Genomic DNA, 23,309 nt, shown 5'->3' on the forward strand with positions numbered 1-23,309 from the left:
ACGAATATATCCATGAGGAGCAAAAACGAAGCAGAAGCGAGTGGACAGGATGAAGAAAGAAGCAGCTTTAATTAAAAAAATTAAGCGGAAACAGGATAAAGAGGCGGCGAATGAATTAATTTCTTCCTATTATAAAGAAATGTACCGCTTCCTTTATAAGCAGACGTTGCAGAAAGAGCTGGCGATGGATTTGACGCAGGAGGTTTTTATTAGTGTCCTTCAATCGATTCAAACCTTCGATCAACGCAAAGCTTCCTTTCGCACGTGGCTGTACAGGCTGGCCACGAATCGCATTATTGATTACTACCGCTCCAAATATTATAAATACCATCAGCTGATCGTCCCAATTGAGGAGGAGAGCCTCAATGATGAAGAGGATTTCACGATAAGGCTCGAGCAGAAGCAGGATCTGGAAAAGGTGGTGGCGGTCGTTAATCAGCTTGATGCTGGTTCGCAGGAAATCTTTCGGCTGAAGCTGTTTGCCGAGTATACGTTTCGCAATATAGCGGAGATGCTTGATTTGCCTGAATCAACGGTGAAGACGAAATTTTACACGGCGCAAAAGTATGTCAAACAGGCTTGGAAGGAGGGAGCGCATGAAGGATAACAAATTTGAAATTGATTATCCGGCTGAGCAGGAGATAAAGGAAGAGATTCAAGCAATTGTTGCGACGGGACTAGAGGAAAAGGATTCCTTTTACCGGCATTTGATTAAGCTTTATCAGCAGGTTGGCTTCAGCCATTTGTTTTATAATCGAACAGAGCTGTTTTTCTTATTTTTCACCGCGATCACCTTGCTTGTCTTTATTGGAATCAGCGGGCAAAGCTCGATTTTGCGGACAGATGCTCATCTTTATTCATTTCTCTTTATTACCTCGCCGCTTTTGTATATTTTGAGCTGTCTTCTTTCCTTTTTAAAGGTGTACGAGCATCAGACGTATGAGGTAGAAATGGTATGCAAGTGGAGCTTCTACGATTTGACCGCGTTTAAAATGCTGATGTTCAGCTTTGTTTCTTTATTTGGAAATGCCGTTATTATTGCCATCGTGGCGCCATTTTCGGGAATTAATCCACTCTTTGCGCTGCTTATTTCGACGGTTGCTTTGTTCCTGTTTTCAAGCTTTTCGCTTTATGTTGTTTATTTTTTACGTTCGCGTTTGACGAAATACGGGTTCGCTGCCGGCTGGGTGGTCATGAATCTGTTGCTGGCGGGGTACAGTGCTGAGTTTTATCAGTTGTTTCTCAGCCGGATTCCCGTTGTTATTTATTTGCTTCTTTTTGTTGCGAGCGCGGGAATGTATGTTGCTTCATTAAAGAAAATGATTGGACGAAAACGAGAGGGCGTGATGTAACATGTTGGCTGTTCGCCAGGTTGAGAAAAGCTTCAGTGACATGAAAGTGCTGGAAAATATTAATCTTGAATTCACCAACGGGGTGTACGGACTGCTTGCCCCAAACGGAGCCGGCAAGACGACATTGATCAAAATGCTCGTCACGCTGCTGTTTCCGGATCGTGGCGAAATCCGCTATAAAGGCGAAAATATAAGGAAGCTTGATGAAAAATATCGCGCGGTGCTCGGTTATTTGCCGCAGCAGTTCGGCTATTACAAAAACTATACGCCAAAGCAGTATTTACGCTATTTGGCAGCCTTGAAAGGAGTAGAGGCGAGACAGGCCGATGAGCGAATTGCGGAGCTTCTGGAGCTGGTCGCGCTTAAAGACGTCGCCAATAAAAGGCTGAAAAAATTTTCAGGCGGGATGCTGCAACGCGTCGGGATCGCCCAGGCGATGCTCAATGACCCGGAAATCCTGATTCTCGATGAGCCGACCGCCGGGCTTGATCCGAAAGAGCGGGCGCGCTTCCGTAACCTGATGTCGGAGCTTGCCCGTGACCGGATTGTGATCCTGTCGACTCATATTGTTTCCGATGTTGAATCGATCGCCAATGAAATTATTATGATCAAGGACAAGCGGGTGCTCTATAAAGCGCCGATCGCTGAGATTTGTCACGTTGTCGCCGGAAAAGTATATGAAACCACGATTGAATTTGCCCAGGCACCGGCCTTCCGCCAGCAGTATATTTCACTCGCTGAAAAGCAGGAGGAAGGGCAGATGAAGGTTCGCTTTATTTGCGAGGATCAGCCGCGCCCTGAATGGAAGGCAGCTGCGCCGACGCTGGAGGACGTCTTTCTTTACATTTACCGCGATGAGGTCGAACAATGAGGATTTGGCTGCTGGAATGGAAGAAGATTGTCAGCGCCCCGGTCGTTCTTGTACTTATGCTGCTCTTTATCGCCTTCAATTTATATTTGATTTTGACGATGCCCCAGGATCGGGATGAACTGGCTTTGCTAAATACGCTCGTTGATCAATACGGCTATCAAATTGATGAGACGATGCTCGCTCAGTGGAAAGCAGATCTTGATGAAGAACAGCTCCTGTTGGAGGAGGAAACGGGTCATTCGTTGGCCGAGCTGGAGCTGGCGGGGGAAGCGGTGCGAGAGCGCTGGTTTGAGTGGATCGTCCAAGACGCGTATTACCAGGCGGCGGTTGAGCTTGAGCAAGGCGCTGAATCCATTGCGATGGACGAAATTGCCGAAGGGGAGATTATGAAGTACGGTCTTAGCGGTACAGCGGCGGAGACGATCAGGCAGCAGTACGGGGCATTGGCGGAACGGGAAAGAGAGGCGGGCGAGGCCGGGGAACAGAATACGCTGTTTTTTTACGGAGAAGTGTATGAAATGCACGCCGCTTTATTTCAAACCATTTTCCGCTCTCTGCTTAATGAATCGCTGATTCTCATTGTCCTGATGACGGGCTTTTTGCTCACGTATGAATTTGAAAACCGCACCGCCTTTGTGACCTATACGACGAAAAGGGGCAGACGGCTGCAGCTGGACAAGCTGCTCGTGTCGCTCGGAGCAAGTCTCCTTGTCACCACCATCCTCATCGGCTCGACCTTGGCGGCGTATTTTCTCAGGTTTGATTACAGCGGGCTTTGGCATGTGCCGATCAGCAGCCAGTTCAACAGTGAATCAGGAATGACCTATCTTTCATGGTGGAGCCTGTCATTTGCGGAATATTTATTGGCTTCCATAGTGCTTGTTTATCTTTGCCAGCTGCTGTTTACTGCTTTTACGGCTGTGCTCGCTCTTTTTATTCGCAACAGCTATCTCGTCTTTATTACATTTGCGATTATCTTTGGCGCGGCGGTGCTTTTGCCCGGCATTGTCCCGACATCGTCAAATCTGTTGTTTGTCACGATGTTTACTCCCTTTACGCTCATTCTTAATCCGCATATTTGGTGGACGGGCATTGGAACATTAACGATCTTTTCCTATTATGAACAGGCAACGATTCTCAGCTGGACGATTATAGTAGCTCTTGCTTCAATCTTTGCACTGAAACGCTTTGGCAAATCCAATCTATAAAAGGAGAAACTGATGAGGATTTTTTTACATGAACTTAAGAAGTTGTTTACCTGGAAAATCATGCTGCTCCTTTTCATTGTCGCCTCCTTGTTTTATCAGCTGTTTATCAGCTTTTATTTCGACCACTTTCCAAATGGCCGACCGAACGGCGACAGTCATCTTGTTTTAATCGAGATGAGGGAGGATTATGGCCGGTTTTTCGATGAAGAGGAGTTCGTTCATTTCCAGGAAAAATATGAAGAACGGGTCGCTGAGGCCGACCAATTTTTGCAGGCGCGCCCCGAATACGTTGAAGCCGGAATGGGGACCTATGCCGATTTTAGAAACCGTTCCGGTGAGGGGGAATATGAGCTTAGCAGCCGGCTTTTGTTTGACGAGGGGGTGGATCTTTTCTGGGAGCTGCAGGCACGTGAATATATGATCGAACGCTATAGCAGGATTGGTACGCTGTCAAATGATTACAATGAAGCCCATCAGGCGCGGGAGCAGCAATTAATTGACAGCGGGCAGATAACGGCGATTTTCTCGGGTGAAATTTTTTCTAATTACAATTCGTTGATCACTTATACGGCGGTGTTGATCCTGCTTAGTTTAATGGTGTTGCTGACGCCGGTCTATTTGCGGGATCGCCGCACTCGTCTCGTCGAGCTGCAATATACATTCAAGAAAGGGCGGCCGCTGCTGATTACAAAGCTTTTTGCCTCTCTGACCGCCAGCTTTTTGCTAATTACAGTTTATTTGGCGGCGCTCTTCCTGCTTTATCGCGGGAATAACACCGCCATGTTTTTAGATGCGCCGATCAATTCATTCTTTAATTATGAGATGATTTCCTGGTTTGATCTGACGTTCAGTGATTATATCGCGCTGACGGTCGGCGCTGTTTATTTACTCGGCTTTCTTTTCACGCTGCTTATTTTCTTTATTTCAAGTGTCGTCCCGAATTATATTAGCGCGGTCGGCGTTCAGGTGCCGCTTGCTTTTGTCAGCTTTTCGATTGGGCTTGACTACTTGCTTGAGCACTTGACCACTTTCTGGCTGCCGGTCTACATGCAGCCGCTCTTATATGGCTGCCTGATTACCGGCGCCATAATCCTGATCGTCGTGAGATGGCGGCGGGAAAGACAGGCTGATGTGCTTTACTAACAAACGGAAAAGCTAGTAGCAGCCCGGACGCTGATCAAGGTCCTGGCTGCGATTTTTTTGATATACTAGTAGAAATACCGTTTTTTGGAGGACAATGGAATGAAGAAAACGCTTTTCGTTTTGTCTGTCATACTCTTGCTGTTGATGATCAGCACACTCTATTTCTACAATGAAAAAAAGTCAGCAGAACAGGAACTGCTTCTTTATAAAGAAAGAGTGAGTCAGATGTATTCCTATACGCTCTATCATCAAGTTGACTATTTAGATAGAATTGTTGATGAAATTGGCGAGCTTGAGAATGCGGCCAATGCCGAGGAGGAACATCTTCATCTACATTCTATCCATCAACTCGTTGATAGTATGACGTTGCACAGATCGAATCTTTTGGACGCTTTGTTCCTTCTTAATGATCATTCAAATCTCGTTTATGACTTTGAAAGTTATTTGACGAGCTTTCAGACAGAATTAAAGAAGGTGGCAGAGAGACAACATAAAGCTCAGCTTAGTCAAATCGCTGCTAACATTGAAAGTGATGTCCAGTACCTCCGTCGCGTTTTGGAGGATACTCTTGCAACTAGCCGCTATCAAGATGAACCATTACATAAATTTTACGAAGCTTACCGAAGCATGTGGGAGAAAGTAAGCGAAATAAACGCCGGCAGTGGTTCCGCCCTGCGCCAAGTCCGTACCGAGGAAATCCCGGTACGGACTTTTTTTGCTTAGTCACTTTCCTCAAATGACAGATTGACCGGCTGATCGGGTAAGGATTCCGCAAAATCAAGATTCGTCGTCGGAACCTGGCTGGACACCACGTCAAACTTCAGGCTGTCTACCCAAATGCAGCCTTTTCCTTCTAAGAGGACACCGAATGAAATGACGGCGCTTGTGTCGGGAATATCAAGTACAATCGCATAATGGTTCCAGTTCTGACTGTCTTTCAGCGGACGGTTGCTCATATTATCAAATTGGAGGATGTCTGAAGAGGCATCATCGACTCTCATCCACAGTCCGGAAAACCGTTCAACATTTTCTGTTTTCAAAAATCCTGACAGCTTGAGGCGTTTACCCCGATAAGCATCTGCTCTGAACTCCTGCATCATCGTAGCGAAACCGCTAACCTCTTGCCTAGCCAAGGACTTCAAGTAACCCGCCGAGCGCCCATGATGGTAGACTTTGTGATCGATCCCCATTTCATAGCTGTACGGTGTGCTGCCGCTAAGGAACCAGCCCTTTATCGGTTCTTGTTTAGCCTGAGTCATCGTTGTTTCCTCCTTTTGCCGCAAAAGCGGGGTCATGAGTTTTCGATATTTTCCAGGTGGAAGCCGGTACACTTTTTTGAAGGCTCGCGTAAAAGCTTCCTGTGATTCAAACTGAAAATCAAAGGCGAGCTCAAGAATTTTCCTGTCGCTCTGAATCAGCAGACTAGCGGCCTGGGCGAGTCTCCTGAAGCGAATATAGTCGCTGATTGTGTAGCCGAGTGCCTGCTGAAAAATCCGGTGAAAATGAGAAAGCTGCTGAAAAAGTACGATTTTTACCTTTTCAGCAGCTTTTTCGTAATGGGCGTAGCCGTTGCCTGGGTTTGAAAGTCTTGCTATGAGTGGGTTTCTCGAAGCAAGGCGCGCAACGCGCGGAGCCATTACTCTTCTTCGAGATACAAAAAAGGAAGTTTTGCATTGGCCTCCATGAGTGGCGACCTCGTTTAATGTCAATGGCCAATCAAGGTTGGTTTCAATGTAGTAAATCGCTTTATTCACCGTACTGTCATGTTTCATATCCACCCTCCTTCATTTGTAGAATACCAAAATGCACGCAAGTAAACTTGATCGAAATTGCGAAAATGTTTTGACATCTGGAATACATGTATTGTAGTATACAAGTATGCAAATAGATTAATTGCTAATCATCTGTTATTTTGGAACTAAAAAAGGTGGAGTTGTCATGATTCATAACGAGAATACGAATACCGTGCAAACAAACGTGTACAACATTATCAAAAACGAGATTGTGAAGTTCAATTTAGTTCCAGGACAAAAAATTACAGAGAACAAAATTGCAGAAAAGCTTAATGTCAGTCGGACTCCGGTCAGGGAAGCGTTTTTGCGGCTTAAGCAGGAAGGGCTGATCGTAGTCTATCCGCAGCGCGGCTCGTTTATTTCGTTGATTGATCCAGAGCATGTGGAAGAGGCGAGGTACATGCGGGCAACATTAGAGATTGCCACTGTTGAATTGGCATTTGACCATGTTTCCGAAGAGATGCTGGTCAAGCTTGAGGAGAATCTGCAAATGCAAAAGAACAGCATCGCCGAAAAGCGGTATGAGGATTTCTTCGAGTACGATCAGGATTTTCATAAAACGATTTTTGAAGCATGTAACAAGCTGCGTGTCTGGGATTATATGCAGGGAATGATGTTCAACCTGAATCGTATCCGGATGCTTAGCCTTGCTTCGAACTATCATTGGGAAACACTTTTATTACAGCATGAGCAAATTATCGACAGCATGAGAAAGAATAAACGTGATCAAGCGCGTCAAGTTATGACGGATCATATGGGGCTTCAATCAATTGATTTTGCCAAGTTCATGCAGGAGTACCCGCAATATTTTTACAAGGCTACGGCCGAGAAAAGTGTTTTATGGTAGACAAGCTTGAATGCGATTATATGAAAGCGGTGACATGGATGGAATTTCCTTTGTCATAGACAAAACCAAGCATAAGGGGGAAATAGGATGATGAAGAAAGCGTTTTTTCTAGGAAGCTTGATTCTTTTACTTCTTTTGGCTGCCTGCGGCGGCAATCAAGAAAGCTCAGGAGGGGATGCGACAGGGGATTCAGGAGGATCTGAAGGCTCCGAAGAGGGAAGCTATGCATTAAACATTGGTATTGTTGTGACAGAAAATGATCCAATCTATGAAGGGCTGGTTGAATTTAAAAACAATGTGGAAGCGCGTACAAACGGAGACTTAACGGTCGAGATTTATCCAAACTCGCAATTAGGTGATACGGCGGAAATTCAAGAGCAGGCGATGGCCGGTGCAAACGTCGGAACGGTGGCCGATGCCGGCATCATGGCCGATTTTAATCATGAGATGGGAATTTTGCAAGGGCCTTATTTGCTGGAAGATTACGAGGAAATCAAGACGGTGACCACATCCGACTTGTTTCAGGGCTGGGCGGATGATTTGGCGGCTGAACACAATTTGAAAATTTTGTCGATGAACTGGTACCAGGGTGCCCGTCATATGGTGACGAATAAGCCGATCCATGAGCCTGCCGATTTGAATGGATTAAGCATTCGGACGATTGGCGCCGACGTCTTTCTAAAATCAATTGAGGCGATGGGAGCCAACCCAACCGGACTGGCCTGGGCTGAGGTTTATTCAGGAATTCAGCAGGGCGTTATTGATGGCGCCGAGGCGCAGCATCCTGCCACTCACGGAGCAAGTTTGTATGAAGTGGCTGATTACTTATCGAAAACCGCTCATTTTCAGTTGGTAACAGGGCTCGTGATTGGCGATACATGGTTTAACAGTTTACCAGAGGAATATCAAACGATTGTGCTGGAGGAAGCTGTGGCCGGCGGGGAGTTTGCCTCGCAGCGTGTGATGGATCAACTCGATGAGTATGAAGCAATGATGGCTGAGGCAGGAATGGAAATTATCGAAGTAGATACCGCTCCTTTCAGAGAAGCGACAGATACAGTGTATGAGCAGTTCGAAGGCTATGCCGAGCTGCGCGAGCAAATCAATGAGCTGTTAGGGCATTAAAACGGCAGAAGGCCGGGCGAAAACGAGTAAGGATGAGAAATGGGAAGGTGACCTTCATGTTAAAAGTGCAAAAATATATCATTTTAATAGAAGAAAAGCTGACGAAGCTTTTATTAATCGCCGTTGTCGGATTAGTATTTTTTGCAGCTGTATTTAGATGGGGGGGCTTTCCTGTTGCCTGGTCAGTCGAAATGGCCCAGCTTCTCTTTATTTGGATTATTTTTCTCGGGGCAAATCAGGCATTGCGGAACAACCGGCATATTGGCGTTAATATTCTGACGGAAAAACTGCCGGAGAAGGTGAGAATCGCCGTAGCGGTTCTGATGGATCTCCTCGTGGGAGCGTTTCTGATTTTCATGATTTATTATGGCTTTCAGCATAGTCTGCATCACTCATTGCGATCGATTCAAAACTTGCCGTTGAGCTATTCCTATATTACAACGGCGATTCCGGTTGGCTGTTCTTTGATGCTGCTGACACTTATTTTTAAATGGAGCCGGGCGCTGTCTGCGCAGCGGAATCGTAAAGTAGGTAGAGATGATGAATAAGAGATGTCATTTGAATGCAGAGGCTTGCTGCAGGGAGGTGCCGGGATGCTGATCGTCGTGATAGTCTTTGTGGTTTTATTGTTACTGAATATGCCGATCGCTTTTACGATTGGGATTTCCGGTTTGCTCTTTTTTATTCTTGAACCAAATTTGCCTATTAACCTAGCAATACAGCGCTTTGTGTCGGGAACACAGTCCTTCCCGCTTCTGGCCGTTCCATTCTTTGTTCTCGCAGGGAATTTGCTTAATGCGACCGGGATTACGAAGCGTCTGATCCGGTTTGCCAACGCGCTCACCGGCCATTTGGTTGGCGGCCTGGCACACGTCTCAATCGTTCTTAGTGCGCTAATGGGCGGGATTTCCGGTTCGGCCAATGCCGATGCGGCGATGCAAAGTCGAATTTTGGCGCCGCAAATGATGCAAAAAGGCTACTCCGGTGGTTACTCGGTTGCTGTCATTGCCGTCAGTGCTTTAATTACGGCGACGATTCCACCGAGCATTGGGCTTATTCTCTATGGGTTTGTCGGTCAGGTTTCGATTGGACAGCTGTTTATTGCCGGGATCGTTCCGGGGATTTTGATGACATTGCTCTTAATGATCGCCGCCTTCGTGATCGCCAAGAAAAATGATTACGACCTTGATCGGCCGCGGCGGGCGACATTTAAGGAAGTCGCGGTCGCCTTTAAAGAAAGCTTTTGGGGCTTGCTCTTTCCGGTTATTTTAATTGTCGGAATCCGTTTTGGCGTGTTTACTCCTTCTGAAGCGGGCGCCTTTGCTGTCGTCTATGCTTTCATTATCGGGAAGTTCGTCTATCGCGAGCTTGATCAGAAAAGCATGCGCACGGTGCTGAAGGATACGGTCGAAGATAACGGGGTCATCATGCTGATAATTGCTGCGGCTTCGATTTTAGGCTATGCGATTACGTTTGCCAGAATTCCGCAGACGACGGTCAATACCCTTTTAGGCATTACGGAAAATCCGGTGATCATCATGTTGATTGTTCTGCTGTTTTTATTGCTTGCCGGCATGGTGATGGAAAGCACGGTGAATACGATTCTTCTGACTCCGATTCTGCTGCCGGTCGTGACTAGTATCGGCGTCGACCCGGTTCATTTCGGCGTCATCATGATGACGATTGTGACGATGGGAGGGATGACTCCGCCGGTAGGGGTGACGATGTATACGGTATGTTCGTTAACCGGGGTTTCAGTTGCGGATTATATAAAATCGGCTACTCCTTTTTTACTGGCGGTGATTGTGCTGATTGCGTTAATGACGATTTTCCCGCAGATTGTCATGTTTTTGCCGGAATTGTTAATGAGATAAATGAAGTGGGGTGAGCAAATGAAAACCTTTATGGACGAGGAATTCCTGTTAGAAACGGAGACCGCGAAACGGCTCTATCATGATGTTGCGAAGGAGATGCCGATCTTTGATTATCACTGTCATTTATCGGCACAAGACATTGCGGAAAACAAACAGTTCCAAACGATAACGGAAGCGTGGCTAAGTGATGACCATTATAAATGGCGGGCGATGCGCGCCCGTGGTATTGAAGAAGCGTATATTACCGGAGAGAAGGATGAAAGGGAAAAGTTTCAGAAATGGGCTGAAACCGTCCCCCATTTAATAGGGAACCCGCTTTATCACTGGACTCATTTAGAGCTGCGGCGCTGTTTTGGTATTGAGGAGATTTTAACCCCCGCCAATGCGGAATTGATTTGGCAGACATGCAACGAGCTTTTGCAGAAGCCATCCTTTTCCGCGCGGGAATTGATTCAAAAATTCAACGTCAAAGCATTATGCACGACGGATAATCCGGTTGATTCGCTGGAATATCATAAGCAGTTGAAAGAGGATCAATCCTTTGAGGTCAGTGTATTACCTACTTTCAGGCCGGATGAGGCGCTGCAAATTGAATTGGCCGGCTTTGACGACTGGCTGCACAAGCTTGAAGCGGTCACTGACATGCAGATTACAACGTACCGCGATTTTATTGCTGCCTTGGAGCTGCGGGTCGCCTATTTTCATGATGCAGGCTGCCGCTTGTCAGATCACGGCCTTGATCAGCCTTTCTATCAGCAAGCAACGGAGCAGGAAATCGAGCAGCTGTTTCAAAAGCGGATTGTGAGCCGGCAGCTGACTGCCGAAGAAGCATTGAAGCTGCGTACAGCGACTCTTTTGGCGCTCGGAAAAATGTATGCGGAAAAAGGATGGGCGATGCAGTTTCATATTGGCGCTTTGCGGAGAACGAATACGAAAATGCAGCGGATGGTAGGGGCGCATGCCGGGTTTGATTCAATTGCCGATTTTACGTATGCTGAAGACCTCGCCCGGCTGCTTGATACACTTGATCAGACGGATGAGCTTCCGAAAACGATTCTCTATAACCTGAACCCACGTGATCATTATATGGTCGCGTCAATGGCCGGCAATTTTCAAGGCGGCAGGCCGGGGAAGATTCAATTTGGCACGGCCTGGTGGTTTAACGACCAGCGGGACGGAATGGAAGAGCAAATGAAAATTCTCGCTAATGTCGGCGTCTTCTCCAGCTTTGTTGGTATGCTGACGGATTCCAGGAGCTTCCTGTCTTACACAAGGCATGAATATTTCAGACGGATTCTCTGCAACCTGATTGGTCATTGGGTCGAAAATGGAGAATACCCTGATGATTACGCTTTTTTAGGAGAGCTTGTTGAAAATATTTGCTTTCACAATATTCATTCCTATTTACTGGAAGCTCACTAGAACGGAGGTTCACATCAGATGAAAATGGTATTCCGCTGGTTTGGTGAGGGAAACGATACGGTTCCGCTGAACCATATAAGGCAAATTCCAGGGGTGGAAGGAGTCGCTTGGGCTCTTCATGATATCCCGGCCGGAGAAGCGTGGCCGCTTGAACGGATGCTGAAGATCAAGCAGGAGGCTGAAAAGTACAACTTACATATTGACGTCGTTGAGAGCGTGAATATTCATGAGGATATTAAGCTGGGGGCAGCGACACGGGATACGTATATCGAAAATTATAAGATCACGATTGAACGTCTCGCTCAAGTCGGAGTTAAGGTGATTTGCTATAATTTTATGCCAGTGTTTGATTGGGTGCGCACGAACCTTTTTGAACCGCATCCGGATGGGTCGACCGGCCTTTTTTATGAAAGGGCGAAGCTGGACGATATGGACCCATTGGAGTTGGTAAAGCAAATAACGAAGCATGAAGATTTTACGATGCCCGGCTGGGAGCCTGAACGGTTGAAATATTTGACGGAGCTGTTTGCGCGTTATCAGGGGGTTACCGAGGCGGATTTATGGGAAAATCTGCGTTACTTCTTAGAGGAAGTCGTTCCCGTCGCGGCGAAATATGGTATAACGATGGCAATTCATCCTGATGACCCGCCATGGTCTGTATTCGGCCTGCCGCGGATCGTCACCAATCAGAAAAATATCCGCAAAATATTGCAGCTGGTCGATAGCCCGGCCAATGGGGTCACCTTATGCAGCGGCTCGCTCGGCGCGAACGGCGAGAATGATCTGGTAAAGATGATTAAGGAGTTTGGTGACCGAATTGCTTTCGCCCATATTCGCAATGTGAAACTGTTTGAAAATGGGGACTTTATTGAAACGTCTCACCGGACAAAGGATGGCACCGTTGATATTACGAGTATCGTTAAAGCGTATCATGACATGAATTTCAAAGGCTACGCGCGCCCCGACCACGGCCGTCATATTTGGGATGAGCAGTGCCGCCCGGGCTACGGCCTTTATGACCGGGCGCTAGGGATTATGTATGTATGGGGAATCTGGGATACGCTGAGTCAGCTTAAGGGGGAGCAGTCATGCGAATGAAAAATGAAAATTTAGCTGGAAAAGTGGCAGTGATTACAGGGGGCAGCGGGGTGCTTTGTGGAGCGATGGCAAGAGAGCTCGGCCGTCAGGGAGTTAAGGTCGCGGTTTTAAATCGCAGTGCAGAAAAAGGAAAGCTCGTTGTCGATGATATTGTGGCGGCAGGGGGGACGGCGCTGGCCGTTTCTTGTGATGTGACGGATGTCAAAAGCGTTCAGGCCGCTGAGGCTGCTGTCTATGAAGCATTCGGACCGTGTGATATTTTAATCAACGGAGCAGGTGGCAATCATCCGCAGGGGACGACGACGAAGGAAACATTGCAGCCTGAGGATATCGGGAATGAGGATGTAACGAGCTTTTTTGATTTAACGGGAGATGGATTTGAGTTCGTCTTTAACGTAAACATTATCGGCACGGTTATCCCGAGCCAGGTGTTCGGCAAACGGATGATCAACCGTCCGGGCGCGGTAATGATCAACATTTCATCGATGAGCGCACCTTCCCCGATGACGAAGGTCCCGGCTTACAGCGCCGCGAAGGCGGCGGTGGAAAATTACACGAAATGGCTCGCCGTTCATCTTGCACCGGCTGGCGTGCGTGTCAATGCGATCGCGCCTGGCTTCTTCCTCACCGAGCAAAACCGCCGGCTGTTAACGAATGAGGATGGTTCATTAACAGAGCGCTCGGAGAAAATTATTACTCACACTCCGATGAAACGTTTCGGCAAGCCCGAGGATTTGCTCGGTACATTGCTCTGGTTGGTCGACGAGCATATGTCCGGGTTTGTTACAGGGATTACAGTCCCGGTTGACGGCGGATTTCTCGCCTATTCCGGTGTTTAAATAAGAACGTACAAAGTCATCAGTCGATTATGGTAAATCGGCTGATGACTATTTTATGATACAAAATGACATATATATATTGCAAAAAGATGAATATATTATATAATATGAGTATCTTAAAGGAAATGAGGGTGAGCGGGATGAACCTGTTTAAAGGAAGCGCCAGCGTCGATGAAAGGATCGTTCATTTACAAAATAAAATTTACCGTGAGATTTACATGCTAGTCTTGCTTATTTGTATCGGCTCCATCGTCGTAAAAACGATTATCCATGGTGTTCAGTTAGGACTGGTCGTAACTGAACTGGTTATCTTATTTAGTCAGGGTGTTTATTATGCAGTGAGGTCGGCTAATCTTGGTGTCTTTTCTGCCGAAGTAGAGCTTCATGACCGGGAAAGCAGGCTGTCGATGAATAAGAAGAATATCATCATAGGGTTAGCGGTTGGCGTGGTGATCGCGCTGTTTTTTGGCATTCGCAGCGCGATTGTTTATGGAGAAGGAGCCGCTCAAAGCTTCTCTTATTTTGGGATCGTCTTTTTAGCGTCCTTGATTATGTATGTTCCAGTCCTTGTTCTCATTTTAGTTATCTCCCATCAGGCTGCGTTAAAAAGAAGTGAGCGGGCGATAGAGCGGGAGCTTGAGGAAGATGAAGAGAGTGATCAACCGTGAAGAATATCAAATTGAAAATGGCGCGCGTCGAAAAGGATTTATCACAGGAGCAGCTTGCCAAAATCGTTGGCGTTTCACGACAAACGATCGGGCTGATTGAACTCGGGAAGTATAATCCGAGCCTCAGCCTTTGTCTTGCTATTTGCAAAGCGCTTTCCCGCACATTGGATGAACTGTTTTGGGAGGATGACTAGGGAGGGATGAAAGCACAAAGTGGGCAGGAGGTCTGGTTTGTTCTCCTGCTCACGAGTAACCGCTCATGCAAAATGCCATGTTGGACGGGCGGTTGGAAGCCGTCACGGTCCGCTCATGGTGAAGCGGAACCGCCATTTCCTTACAGGTCAAGTGATTGCTTATTGTCGATCCGTCTGTTTTGATACCAGCTTTTGATCAATGGAGTTAGCAGCGTGAACAGCCCAAGAATAATCAGAGTGACTGAAATCGGCCGGCTGAAAAAGACGCTGTAGCTGCCTTCGGACATGACGAGCGCTCTCCGGAAATTCGCCTCCATCATCGGTCCAAGGATCAGGGCAAGGATCACCGGGGAAGCAGGGAAGCCATAGCGCAGCATAATATAACCGATTATTCCTGACACAAGCATGACCCAAACATCAAAGTAGCTGTTGTTTAAGGAATAGGAACCGATGACGCATAGCACGAGAATAATCGGCGCGAGAAATGCTTTTGGAACGAGCAGCACCTTTGTAAATAAGCGTATACCAAGCATTCCATACAGCAGAATGATTAAATTGGCTGCAAGCATCCCGACAAAGAGGGTGTAGACGAGCTCGGCATTCGTATCAAACAGCAACGGTCCCGGCTGTAAGCCTTGTACCATTAGAGCGCCGAGCATGACGGCGGTGACAGCGTCGCCGGGGATTCCTAATGTTAATAACGGAATCATCGCTCCTCCCGTCGAGCCATTATTGGCCGCTTCAGGTGCGGCAATTCCTTTTATTTCGCCTTCTCCGAATTGGTCGGTTTTTTTCGCGAACCGTTTTGCTTCATTATAAGCAACAAAGGCAGCGATATCGCCGCCGGCTCCCGGGATCATCCCGATGCCGGTACCGATCGCCGAGGATCGCAAAATCGTAACCGTGAGAGAGCGGAACTCCACCCATTTTAATTTGGCTTTTTTCAGCGTATCGCTCACTTTCTTCGTTGAAGCGGAAAAGAGATCTTCCAGCGATTCCAGGGCGGTCGCCGCGGCGAACAGGCCAATCATTACAGGAATGAAGTTTACCCCGTTCATTAAATTAAGACTGTCAAACGTAAAGCGCGGAAAGCCTCCCATCGGGTCAAGGCCGATCGTGGCAATGAGTAAGCCGACAAAGCCGGAAATTAATCCTTTCACAAGGGAGTTTCCGGAGATGCTTGAAATAATCGATAATCCAAAAAATGCCAGCGCGAAAGATTCCGGCGCGCTGAATTGCAAAGCAAAACTGGCTAGCTTCGGCGCAATTAAGATTAGCACAAGAACGCTGAGGATGCCGCCTGTGACAGAGGATAAAGTCGCAACCGTCAGCGCTTTTTGGGCATAGCCTTTTTGGGAAAGCGCATAGCCTTCAATTGCCGTTGCCGCAGACGCAGGGGTACCCGGCGTCCGCAAAAGGATCGCTGTGATCGAGCCGCCGTAAATCGCGCCAAAATAAACGCCGACCAGTAATAGAATACCGGTGACGGCCTCCATTCCAAATGTAATCGGTAAAATCAAGGCTACGCCCATTGTCGCTGTCAGCCCCGGCAGTGAACCGATTGATATTCCAACAGCCGATCCAAGCAGGAGGATAGCGAGTACCTGAATCGTAAAAATGTTGCTCAAGCCTTGAATAAATAAGTCCATGTGATCCCTCCTTAACATAATGGGGCTGTCTCAGCAGCCTGTTCCAAGCCGAAAATGAAGCAGTGAGCCCGTTCTGCAAGTGAGCTTGAGACAAAAACTAGCTTTGACCTATTGGCAAATGGCGACAGTTGCCACAAGTCCGTGACGGGCGAGAGAGCGGGAGCCGGAATTAAGGTGGAGAACCATTCCATGCAAAGTTCCGACGAGAACTTGCCTTCTCTCACTGCTTAAAATAACGTCCCTGCCGGAATCGGAACATTGAGAAGCTGTTTGAAAAAGAAAAAGATAAGAACAGTTGTGAGAAGTGGGATGGCGAGCAACGGGATAAGCCGGCGTTCACGGACCATCCACAGGAAAACAAATAAGAAGATTGGTGTCATAATATGGAAACCAATAATCGGGACAAAAAAAATATAAATAAAAAGCCAACCAATCGTCATTAAGACGAGTTTTGTTCCTTTTTTCCCGGTCTGCTGGCCGCCTTTTAACCCTTTGAAAAATAACAATAGTCCAAGGATCATAATCATGATGGCGTAGGCTCTCGGCATGAAGGCCGGACCCATATCCTGCGGGTTGCCGGTCGGAAATTGGAAAGTAAGATAAAAGAAAAAGACAGCAAATCCCATTACAAAAATGCTGATTAGTACATCATGATTGGCTTTTGTCATATGATCACCTCATATAGAAAAGAAATAGCCGGCGGCCCGGAAGGACGATATAGGTCCGGGGCCGCCTGAACAACGGAATGTCATTTCCGCGTCTGTTTATTGCTGGTTATTCGTCTAAGCCAAGGTCTGGAATCAGCTCTCCATAGAAATCATGGGATTCCTGCATCATCGCTTCAAATTCAGGACCGTCCAGAATCACAATCCCTAAGCCGTTATTGTCCATAAACTCGATAAACTCTTCTTCCTGTGCACCTTTACTAAATGCCTCTGTCAACACTTCAATGACTTCTGGCGGTGTATCCTTCGGCACGGTAAGTCCACGCCAAGGACCAACAGCGACAGCATCAATTCCGAGTTCGGTAAAAGTAGGCACATCAGGCATGGCAGGTGAGCGCTCATTTGACATCACGGCAAGCGTTTTTAATGTGCCAGCCTCGACATGAGTCAATACTTCCGCCGGGCTGACCGGGACGACATCAATATGTCCGCCAAGCAATGCTGTGACAGCAGGCGCTGCTCCATCAAATGGCACATGGTTGAATTCCGTACCTGTCGCTTGTTCGATCGAAGCGCCGGCAAGATGCCAGATCGAGCCAGTTCCGGAGTTCCCCATTTGCAGTCCAGGGTTTTCCTTCGCATATTCAATAAATTCTTCCAATGTATCATAAGGGGCATCAGCCGGAACAGTTACCGCCGCCGGGTCAAAGTTTATTTGGCCGATTCCCGCAAAGTTTTCATGTGTGATCGGAGCAAGTCCTAAGTGAGGCAGGGTTGCCAGCTCGACCGTTACCATCGTCACCGTGTATCCGTCGGGTGAGGCATTGGCTCCCTCAGACATTCCAACCGCACCGCCGCCGCCGCTACGATTGACGACGCCGATCGAAGCACCGAGATGCTTTTCGGCGGCAGAGGCGAGGGCTCTTGCCGTCGCATCGGTTCCTCCTCCGGCATCAAAAGGAACAATTAATGTAATGTTTTGTTCAGGGAATGATGTCTCCGATTCGCTTTCCGTTGTTGTGTCTTCTCCATTTTCAGCTGGTTCTTCCGTGTCAGCCGGCTCTCCGGCTCCGTCATCGGAAGTTGATTCTGTACCCCCACAGGCAGCCAAAAGCAGCATGAAGCATACAAAGAATAAACTAGCAACAAATTTTTTCATAGTAGTCCCCCTTTATCAAAATAGAAAACGCTTTCTAAAAACTCGCTTATATTTAAGATCAATTACGGAAATTGAGTTAAAAAAAGGAGTATAAAGAAAGCGTTTACAAAACTGAGTTTATTATTTAATTAAATAAAAGTCAATATTTTTAATTTTATAAATTTATTTAATGATGAAAAATTTTTTAGTAAAACCAATAACTGTAAAACATTTTGTCGCCTGTCACACGCCCCTCTATTAGATAAGAAGAATAAAAATTTGGGGGTAATTCAAGGAATGGCGTTTCGCGGATGTCTAAAAGAATCTCGTTTTTAGCCACCTTTGAAAAGTTGTAACGGTTACGTACGCCGCTTCTTTCTGCCAGCTTGTAATGTTAAGAAATTCTTAAGAAATTCAGTAAGGAGATGTTAAGATTTCCTGTTTATACTGAGTGAGCGGGAAATGAGAGACATGCTATACTACGTTAGACAGGAAAGGGGAGAACGGAAATGGAGCCGTACACGGTATTAGTCGTTGATGATGAAACAGAGATTCGCGATGCCATCGAGATCTATTTGCGCAACGAGGGAATGAGAGTCATTCAGGCGAAGGACGGGATTGAAGCGATTGATGTTCTGAATGAGCAGACCGTGCATTTGATCATTCTTGATATGATGATGCCCCGGCTCGATGGGATAGCGACAACGTTTAAGATTCGTGAAAAGCAAAACATCCCAATTATTATTCTTAGTGCGAAAAGTGAGGACATTGATAAAATTCTCGGACTGCAGGTCGGCGCCGATGACTATGTGACAAAGCCGTTTAATCCGCTGGAGCTGATTGCCCGGGTGAAGTCGCAGCTTAGACGCTACGTCACGCTTGGCACGTATGAAGGTGGAGCGAGAGTTATTGATTTGCACGGGCTGACGCTTGATCCGGCGGCGAAGGAGGTTGCCGTTCATGGAGAGGCGGTCAAATTGACACCGATTGAATATAAAATTGTCGAGCTCTTAATGAGAAATGCCGGCAGGGTCTTTTCGATTCAGGAAATTTATGAGCGGGTTTGGAACGAGCCTTGCTACAATGCGGAAAATACGGTTGCCGTTCATATCCGTAAAATACGGGAAAAGATTGAGATTGATCCGAAGAATCCAAGATATGTAAAGGTGGTATGGGGAGTTGGATATAAAATGGAAAAATAGAGTGAGAGTGGGAATTTGGCTTTTGCTGATTGCCTTTGGGGTCAGTGGAATGATGGCCGGTCTTGTTTTCAGCAGTGAATATACGAAAAAAAGTTATTTTGAAACAGACGAGTTTGACTATGAGCTTGCGCAATTTATCAGCTATTTGCATTTATTTGAGCTGAACGACCTATCCAGGGAAGAAGCGAAGGAACGGATCACTGTCTCGCAGGAAGAAATTGAAGAGCATCGCTATCGCTATGGCGATTTAACAGAACAGATATCATCGATTAACGCGCAGTATGAAGCTGATATTCAATTCGCGCAAAGTGAAGGGAATGAAGAACTCGCCTCAGCCTACCGGGAGGAACGCGATGCGAAGATAGAGGATATTACGCTTAATTTTAATAGCGATGAGCATATTGAAGCGAAGATTCGCAATATGAAAGCAAGGCAGGTCGATCAATACTATCAGGAGCTGGAGAGAGAACGTGCGGCTTTTTTAACGTATAAAAGCATTTTTACGTATTATTTAGAGGATACGGGTAGGGGTAATATTTATACGAATACGACCTTGAATATTGCCGATTTCGACCAAGTATTTTCCACGGATAAGATGATATTTATGAAGCGCTATTCAGGTGAAAACGGTGAGTATTTGCCGATGGATGGCCAGTTGGTACACGCGGACGACGGCTTTCCGCTTTTCTCCTATGCGGATATGGGCAATATCGAAGGCGTTATTGCCATTCCAAAGGATCGGACAAATAATTTCATTATGGAATCGTACGATCATTATCAACAGACGCAGTGGCTATTAGCAGGATATTTTTCATTGGGGCTTCTTTTAACCTGCGCGATGATCTTTAGAAGAAAAAGAATTCCTTTTAAAGAGGTTCTTCCTTATCAAAAAGGGTTGGAGCTTTATAAGCGGATGCCGCAGGACGCCGGGGTGATCCTGTTTATCATTCTAGTCTTTCTCGCCCTGGATTTCGTTGATTCATTGGCAAGAAAGCCGCTCGGCTACAGTCTGTCTTACAATCTTTATTATATGCTGGAGGGCTTTATCATCAACTGGCTGCTCGCGGCAGTTCTGATCGGTCTCTGTCTAGTTCAAGGCAGCTACTTACTGACCGTTGCCAAAGAAAAAGATGAGTGGGGACTTTATTGGGAGAGAACCCTGCTCTGCAGGATCATTCGGGCAATTACGGAAACATTTTCGAATCGGAAGGTCGGTACGCAAATGACCGTTCTTCTTGGAATGATTTACTTGATGGGCTTTGGCGCGATTTTTATCGGTGTTGAGCCAACTCTCGTTATTCCATATGCCATAGTCTTGTTCCTTGTTGGAGGACCGCTTATGCTCTGGCTGTTGAAGCAAGTCGGGTATTTCAACAAAATTGTCAGCCATGCGGCGACTGTGGCGACAGGAGCGGTGACGGCTGACTTGCCGGTGAAAGGAAAGTCGGCGCTAAGCGAGCTGGCTGATGCGATGAATAAAATGAAGGATGGCGTGCAGGCATCACAGCTGGAGCAGGCGAAAAGTGAACGGTTAAAATCAGAATTGATCACCAATGTCAGTCACGATTTACGGACGCCGCTCACATCGATTATTACCTATACCGAATTGCTCAAGGCGCCGGATACGACAAGCGAGGATCGGCAGGCGTATATTGAAATCATCGATCGGAAGTCAAAGCGGCTGAAAGTGTTAATTGATGATTTATTCGAAGCCTCGAAAATGGCCAGTGGAAACATTGAATTGGTTAGAGAGCGGGCTGATATCGTCCAGCTGCTGCAGCAGACGCTCGCTGAGCATAATGAAACGATTCAGGCTTCAACATTACAGTTCCGCGTCACCCATGAACAGACGCATGTCTTTGCATTCGTTGATGGGCAAAAGCTTTGGCGGGTATTCGATAACGTAATCGCCAACATTTTACACTATTCGCTTGAGCATACGAGGGTCTATATTTCAAGCAAGCGTGAGAACGGCCAGGTTATCATCACCTTCAAAAATGTAACGAAATACGAGCTTGGCGACAATAGTGAAGAGTTATTCGAACGGTTCAAGCGCGGTGATGCTTCCCGTCATACTGAAGGCTCCGGTCTCGGTCTGGCGATCGCCAAGTCGATTATCGACCTCCACGGCGGCAGCCTGACCATTGAGGTTGACGGTGACTTATTCAAGGTAATTGTTGTTCTGGACGCGCTGGACAGGTAGAAATTGGCGAAGGCAGTGGCTTCGTTCTGCGCACATACAACCGCCCCGGGGAAGAGCTTGGGACAAAACCAATTAGCATAGAGCAGCAATGGCTTCACTCGCCACAAGCGTGTTGTGAGAAACCCGCTCACAACACGCGTTCAAAGAACGTGGCGGTTACGCTCATTGCTTTGGGGCTGGACCAAACAGCCTTTTGGTCCAGTCTCTTTAATATCCCGCCTCGTAGTCTATGACATTTAGAGAGGGCTGGTTGCCGGCTAAATAGCTTTTGAGGTTTGGCAGAAAGATGTCCTCGATTAACCGCCGGGCATAATGTTCGGTGGCTCCGGCTGTGTGCGGCGTAATGATTACCTGTTCCATTTCCCAGAGAGGACTGTCCGCCGGAAGCGGCTCGGTTGAGACAACATCGAGTCCGGCGCCGGCAAGCTGCTCCTGCTGCAAGGCTGTAATCAGGCTTTCTTCGTCGACAATATCACCGCGGCCAATATTGATGAAAAACGCCGAGCGCTTCATCTTGGCAAACTGTTCTTGACCAAAGAGGTGATGCGTTTCTTTTGTGAGCGGGAGGGTAACAACAACATAATCACATTTTGGCAGGATCGAGTTTAATTCATCAATCGGATACATCTCATCAACATAATCCGTTGGCTTCGCCGACCGTCTGACACCAAGCACGGTCATTCCAAATGCTTTGGCGATTTTCGCTGTTTCTTTTCCAATCGCCCCTACGCCGATAATGCCGATGGTTTTTTGATGAAGCTCAAGACGGATGGAGCCGTCGTGCCACACTTTCTTTTGCTGGTTTCTGACATACGTATGGATGTTGCGGGTAAGAGCAAGCATGAGGGCAAATACTGTTTCAGAAATAGGATAGGCGTGAACACCATTCCCGCCGGTGACGAGGATATCGCGCTCTTTGAGCTTGGATAATGGCAGGTTATTGACGCCAGCCGTCCATGATTGGAGCCAGCGAAGCTCTGCCGGCTGCTCCAGACAGGCCGAGGCCATTTCTTTCTTCCAGCCGACAATAATTTCGGCCTGGTTCAATTTGTCATGCCAAACTTCCTTGTTTCTTCCACTGATTATATTCCAATCCGGGAGAGTGTCTTTGACTTTGTTCAGCAGTCCTTTCTCGATGTCCTGGGTAATAATAAGTGTTCGGGTCATTGGGAATCTCCTTTCGTTATTGATACTGGGACATATTTGCTATAATTTATTATACCGTTTTATCGCTTTCTTTTGAAAGAAAGACAAATCGTGGAACCGGCGCTCAGCTGGAAGGAAGGAGAGAGAACGATGAAGGTTCAGCCATTACCGCAATCGTTTTTTGAGCAGCCTACTCTTGAGCTGGCGAAAGGGCTGCTTGGGAAACTGCTCGTGAAAGAGAGCGCTTCAGGTACGGCCTCCGGCTGGATTGTGGAAACGGAAGCGTATATAGGACCGGGTGATCGCGCGGCGCACAGCTTTGGCAACCGGCGCACGCCGCGAACGGAAATCATGTTTGCCGCCCCGGGTTATGTGTATACATATGTGATGCACACCCATTGTCTCGTCAATGTCGTTTCCGGCAAAGTTGATCAACCGGAGGCGGTGCTGATTCGCGCGGTTGAGCCGTATCAGGGACTGGAGCTAATGTATGAGAGACGCGGAGAGAAGAAAAAAGAACAGGAGTTGACGAACGGACCAGGTAAGCTGACGAAGGCGCTCGGCATCGACCGCAACGATTATGGGCGGCGGTTTGTTGAGCCTCCTTTGTATATTGCCGAAGGCCGACAGCCCGGAATCATTAGGAGCGGTCCGCGGATCGGGATTGATAATAGCGGTGAAGCAAGGGAATATCCGTGGCGGTTTTGGGTGAAAGGGAACCGGTTTGTTTCACGATAAAGATGAGCAGGAGAGCGTTTCTTTCCTGCTCATTTTTCTTTGGTGTGCCCGGCATGTGCATGGGCTATAGGGTTCAAGTCCCGAGCAGTGAAGGTCACTGTAACTGTTAGCCAACGACAAGGGTGTCTAGGGTG

Annotated in this window: 23 protein-coding genes; 18 read left to right on the forward strand and 5 right to left on the reverse strand. The window is 47.2% G+C overall.

The window, feature by feature from the left end; translation table 11 throughout:
• The first annotated feature begins 49 nt into the window (after positions 1-49).
• The 6 genes from ABMB67_RS13480 to ABMB67_RS13505 all read left to right on the forward strand — a co-directional run bounded on the left by ABMB67_RS13480 (position 50) and on the right by ABMB67_RS13505 (position 5,297).
• Positions 50-607: an RNA polymerase sigma factor gene (locus ABMB67_RS13480; protein ID WP_354572386.1), complete on the forward strand. Its 558-nt coding sequence runs from the start codon at positions 50-52 to the stop codon at positions 605-607.
• Positions 597-1,352, forward strand: a complete 756-nt coding sequence (locus tag ABMB67_RS13485) for a hypothetical protein (RefSeq protein WP_354572387.1) — start codon at positions 597-599, stop codon at positions 1,350-1,352. The genes ABMB67_RS13480 and ABMB67_RS13485 overlap by 11 nt, the downstream gene beginning before the upstream one ends.
• Position 1,353: 1 nt before the next feature.
• Entirely contained in the window at positions 1,354-2,223 is an 870-nt protein-coding gene (locus ABMB67_RS13490) for an ABC transporter ATP-binding protein (RefSeq protein ID WP_354572388.1), read from the forward strand.
• On the forward strand, positions 2,220-3,431 hold the full coding sequence (locus ABMB67_RS13495; RefSeq protein WP_354572389.1) for a hypothetical protein: 1,212 nt from the start codon (positions 2,220-2,222) through the stop codon (positions 3,429-3,431). The genes ABMB67_RS13490 and ABMB67_RS13495 overlap by 4 nt, the downstream gene beginning before the upstream one ends.
• A 12-nt stretch (positions 3,432-3,443) precedes the next feature.
• On the forward strand, positions 3,444-4,574 hold the full coding sequence (locus ABMB67_RS13500) for a hypothetical protein (RefSeq protein WP_354572390.1): 1,131 nt from the start codon (positions 3,444-3,446) through the stop codon (positions 4,572-4,574).
• Positions 4,575-4,673: 99 nt separating this feature from the next.
• Entirely contained in the window at positions 4,674-5,297 is a 624-nt protein-coding gene (locus tag ABMB67_RS13505; RefSeq protein WP_354572391.1) for a hypothetical protein, read from the forward strand.
• Here the strand turns inward: ABMB67_RS13505 and ABMB67_RS13510 are convergent.
• Entirely contained in the window at positions 5,294-6,346 is a 1,053-nt protein-coding gene (locus ABMB67_RS13510; protein ID WP_354572392.1) for a helix-turn-helix domain-containing protein, read from the reverse strand. The genes ABMB67_RS13505 and ABMB67_RS13510 overlap by 4 nt on opposite strands.
• A 166-nt stretch (positions 6,347-6,512) precedes the next feature.
• Between ABMB67_RS13510 and ABMB67_RS13515 the strand changes: the two genes are divergently transcribed.
• From ABMB67_RS13515 to ABMB67_RS13555, 9 genes are all read left to right on the forward strand, one after another.
• Positions 6,513-7,214: a GntR family transcriptional regulator gene (locus ABMB67_RS13515; RefSeq protein WP_251224136.1), complete on the forward strand. Its 702-nt coding sequence runs from the start codon at positions 6,513-6,515 to the stop codon at positions 7,212-7,214.
• An 87-nt stretch (positions 7,215-7,301) separates the two neighbouring features.
• Positions 7,302-8,339: a C4-dicarboxylate TRAP transporter substrate-binding protein gene (locus tag ABMB67_RS13520; RefSeq protein ID WP_251224137.1), complete on the forward strand. Its 1,038-nt coding sequence runs from the start codon at positions 7,302-7,304 to the stop codon at positions 8,337-8,339.
• A 56-nt stretch (positions 8,340-8,395) separates the two neighbouring features.
• Complete coding sequence (locus ABMB67_RS13525) at positions 8,396-8,887, forward strand: TRAP transporter small permease (RefSeq protein ID WP_251224138.1); 492 nt, start codon at positions 8,396-8,398, stop codon at positions 8,885-8,887.
• 3 nt (positions 8,888-8,890) lie between these two features.
• Positions 8,891-10,213 carry a TRAP transporter large permease gene (locus ABMB67_RS13530; protein WP_251224139.1) on the forward strand — a complete coding sequence of 441 codons (1,323 nt, stop codon included), beginning with the start codon at positions 8,891-8,893 and terminating at the stop codon, positions 10,211-10,213.
• Positions 10,214-10,231: 18 nt separating this feature from the next.
• Positions 10,232-11,635: a glucuronate isomerase gene (gene uxaC / locus ABMB67_RS13535; protein ID WP_251224140.1), complete on the forward strand. Its 1,404-nt coding sequence runs from the start codon at positions 10,232-10,234 to the stop codon at positions 11,633-11,635.
• Positions 11,636-11,653: 18 nt separating this feature from the next.
• Positions 11,654-12,733 (forward strand): mannonate dehydratase, encoded by a 1,080-nt coding sequence (uxuA, locus tag ABMB67_RS13540; protein WP_251224141.1) that lies wholly within the window; start codon positions 11,654-11,656, stop codon positions 12,731-12,733.
• The gene (locus tag ABMB67_RS13545) at positions 12,724-13,572 is read left to right on the forward strand and encodes an SDR family oxidoreductase (protein ID WP_251224142.1); all 849 of its coding nucleotides are present in this window, start codon (positions 12,724-12,726) and stop codon (positions 13,570-13,572) included. Before uxuA ends, ABMB67_RS13545 begins: the two co-directional genes overlap by 10 nt.
• Before the next feature lie 140 nt (positions 13,573-13,712).
• On the forward strand, positions 13,713-14,240 hold the full coding sequence (locus tag ABMB67_RS13550; protein WP_354572394.1) for a DUF6773 family protein: 528 nt from the start codon (positions 13,713-13,715) through the stop codon (positions 14,238-14,240).
• Positions 14,237-14,434, forward strand: a complete 198-nt coding sequence (locus tag ABMB67_RS13555; RefSeq protein ID WP_354572395.1) for a helix-turn-helix transcriptional regulator — start codon at positions 14,237-14,239, stop codon at positions 14,432-14,434. Before ABMB67_RS13550 ends, ABMB67_RS13555 begins: the two co-directional genes overlap by 4 nt.
• 140 nt (positions 14,435-14,574) lie before the next feature.
• Here ABMB67_RS13555 and ABMB67_RS13560 read toward each other — a convergent pair whose 3' ends face one another.
• From ABMB67_RS13560 to ABMB67_RS13570, 3 genes are all read right to left on the reverse strand, one after another.
• Positions 14,575-16,083 carry a tripartite tricarboxylate transporter permease gene (locus ABMB67_RS13560; RefSeq protein WP_354572397.1) on the reverse strand — a complete coding sequence of 503 codons (1,509 nt, stop codon included), beginning with the start codon at positions 16,081-16,083 and terminating at the stop codon, positions 14,575-14,577.
• Positions 16,084-16,310: 227 nt separating this feature from the next.
• The gene (locus ABMB67_RS13565) at positions 16,311-16,751 is read right to left on the reverse strand and encodes a tripartite tricarboxylate transporter TctB family protein (protein ID WP_354572398.1); all 441 of its coding nucleotides are present in this window, start codon (positions 16,749-16,751) and stop codon (positions 16,311-16,313) included.
• 106 nt (positions 16,752-16,857) lie between these two features.
• A complete protein-coding gene (locus ABMB67_RS13570; protein ID WP_354572400.1) occupies positions 16,858-17,907 on the reverse strand; it encodes a tripartite tricarboxylate transporter substrate binding protein in 1,050 nt (349 codons plus the stop codon).
• 488 nt (positions 17,908-18,395) lie between these two features.
• Between ABMB67_RS13570 and ABMB67_RS13575 the strand changes: the two genes are divergently transcribed.
• Positions 18,396-19,088, forward strand: coding sequence for a response regulator transcription factor (locus ABMB67_RS13575; protein WP_251224148.1), 693 nt, complete (start codon positions 18,396-18,398; stop codon positions 19,086-19,088).
• Positions 19,066-21,291: a HAMP domain-containing sensor histidine kinase gene (locus tag ABMB67_RS13580; RefSeq protein WP_354572401.1), complete on the forward strand. Its 2,226-nt coding sequence runs from the start codon at positions 19,066-19,068 to the stop codon at positions 21,289-21,291. Before ABMB67_RS13575 ends, ABMB67_RS13580 begins: the two co-directional genes overlap by 23 nt.
• A gap of 207 nt (positions 21,292-21,498) precedes the next feature.
• Here ABMB67_RS13580 and ABMB67_RS13585 read toward each other — a convergent pair whose 3' ends face one another.
• A complete protein-coding gene (locus tag ABMB67_RS13585; protein WP_354572402.1) occupies positions 21,499-22,458 on the reverse strand; it encodes a D-2-hydroxyacid dehydrogenase in 960 nt (319 codons plus the stop codon).
• A gap of 129 nt (positions 22,459-22,587) precedes the next feature.
• Here ABMB67_RS13585 and ABMB67_RS13590 point away from each other — a divergent pair, with 129 nt between their 5' ends.
• Entirely contained in the window at positions 22,588-23,175 is a 588-nt protein-coding gene (locus tag ABMB67_RS13590) for a DNA-3-methyladenine glycosylase (RefSeq protein ID WP_354572404.1), read from the forward strand.
• Positions 23,176-23,309: the final 134 nt, after the last annotated feature.

This window comes from Halalkalibacter oceani (genome assembly GCF_040544555.1).
Taxonomy (GTDB): Bacteria; Bacillota; Bacilli; order Bacillales; family Bacillaceae_D; genus Halalkalibacter; species Halalkalibacter oceani.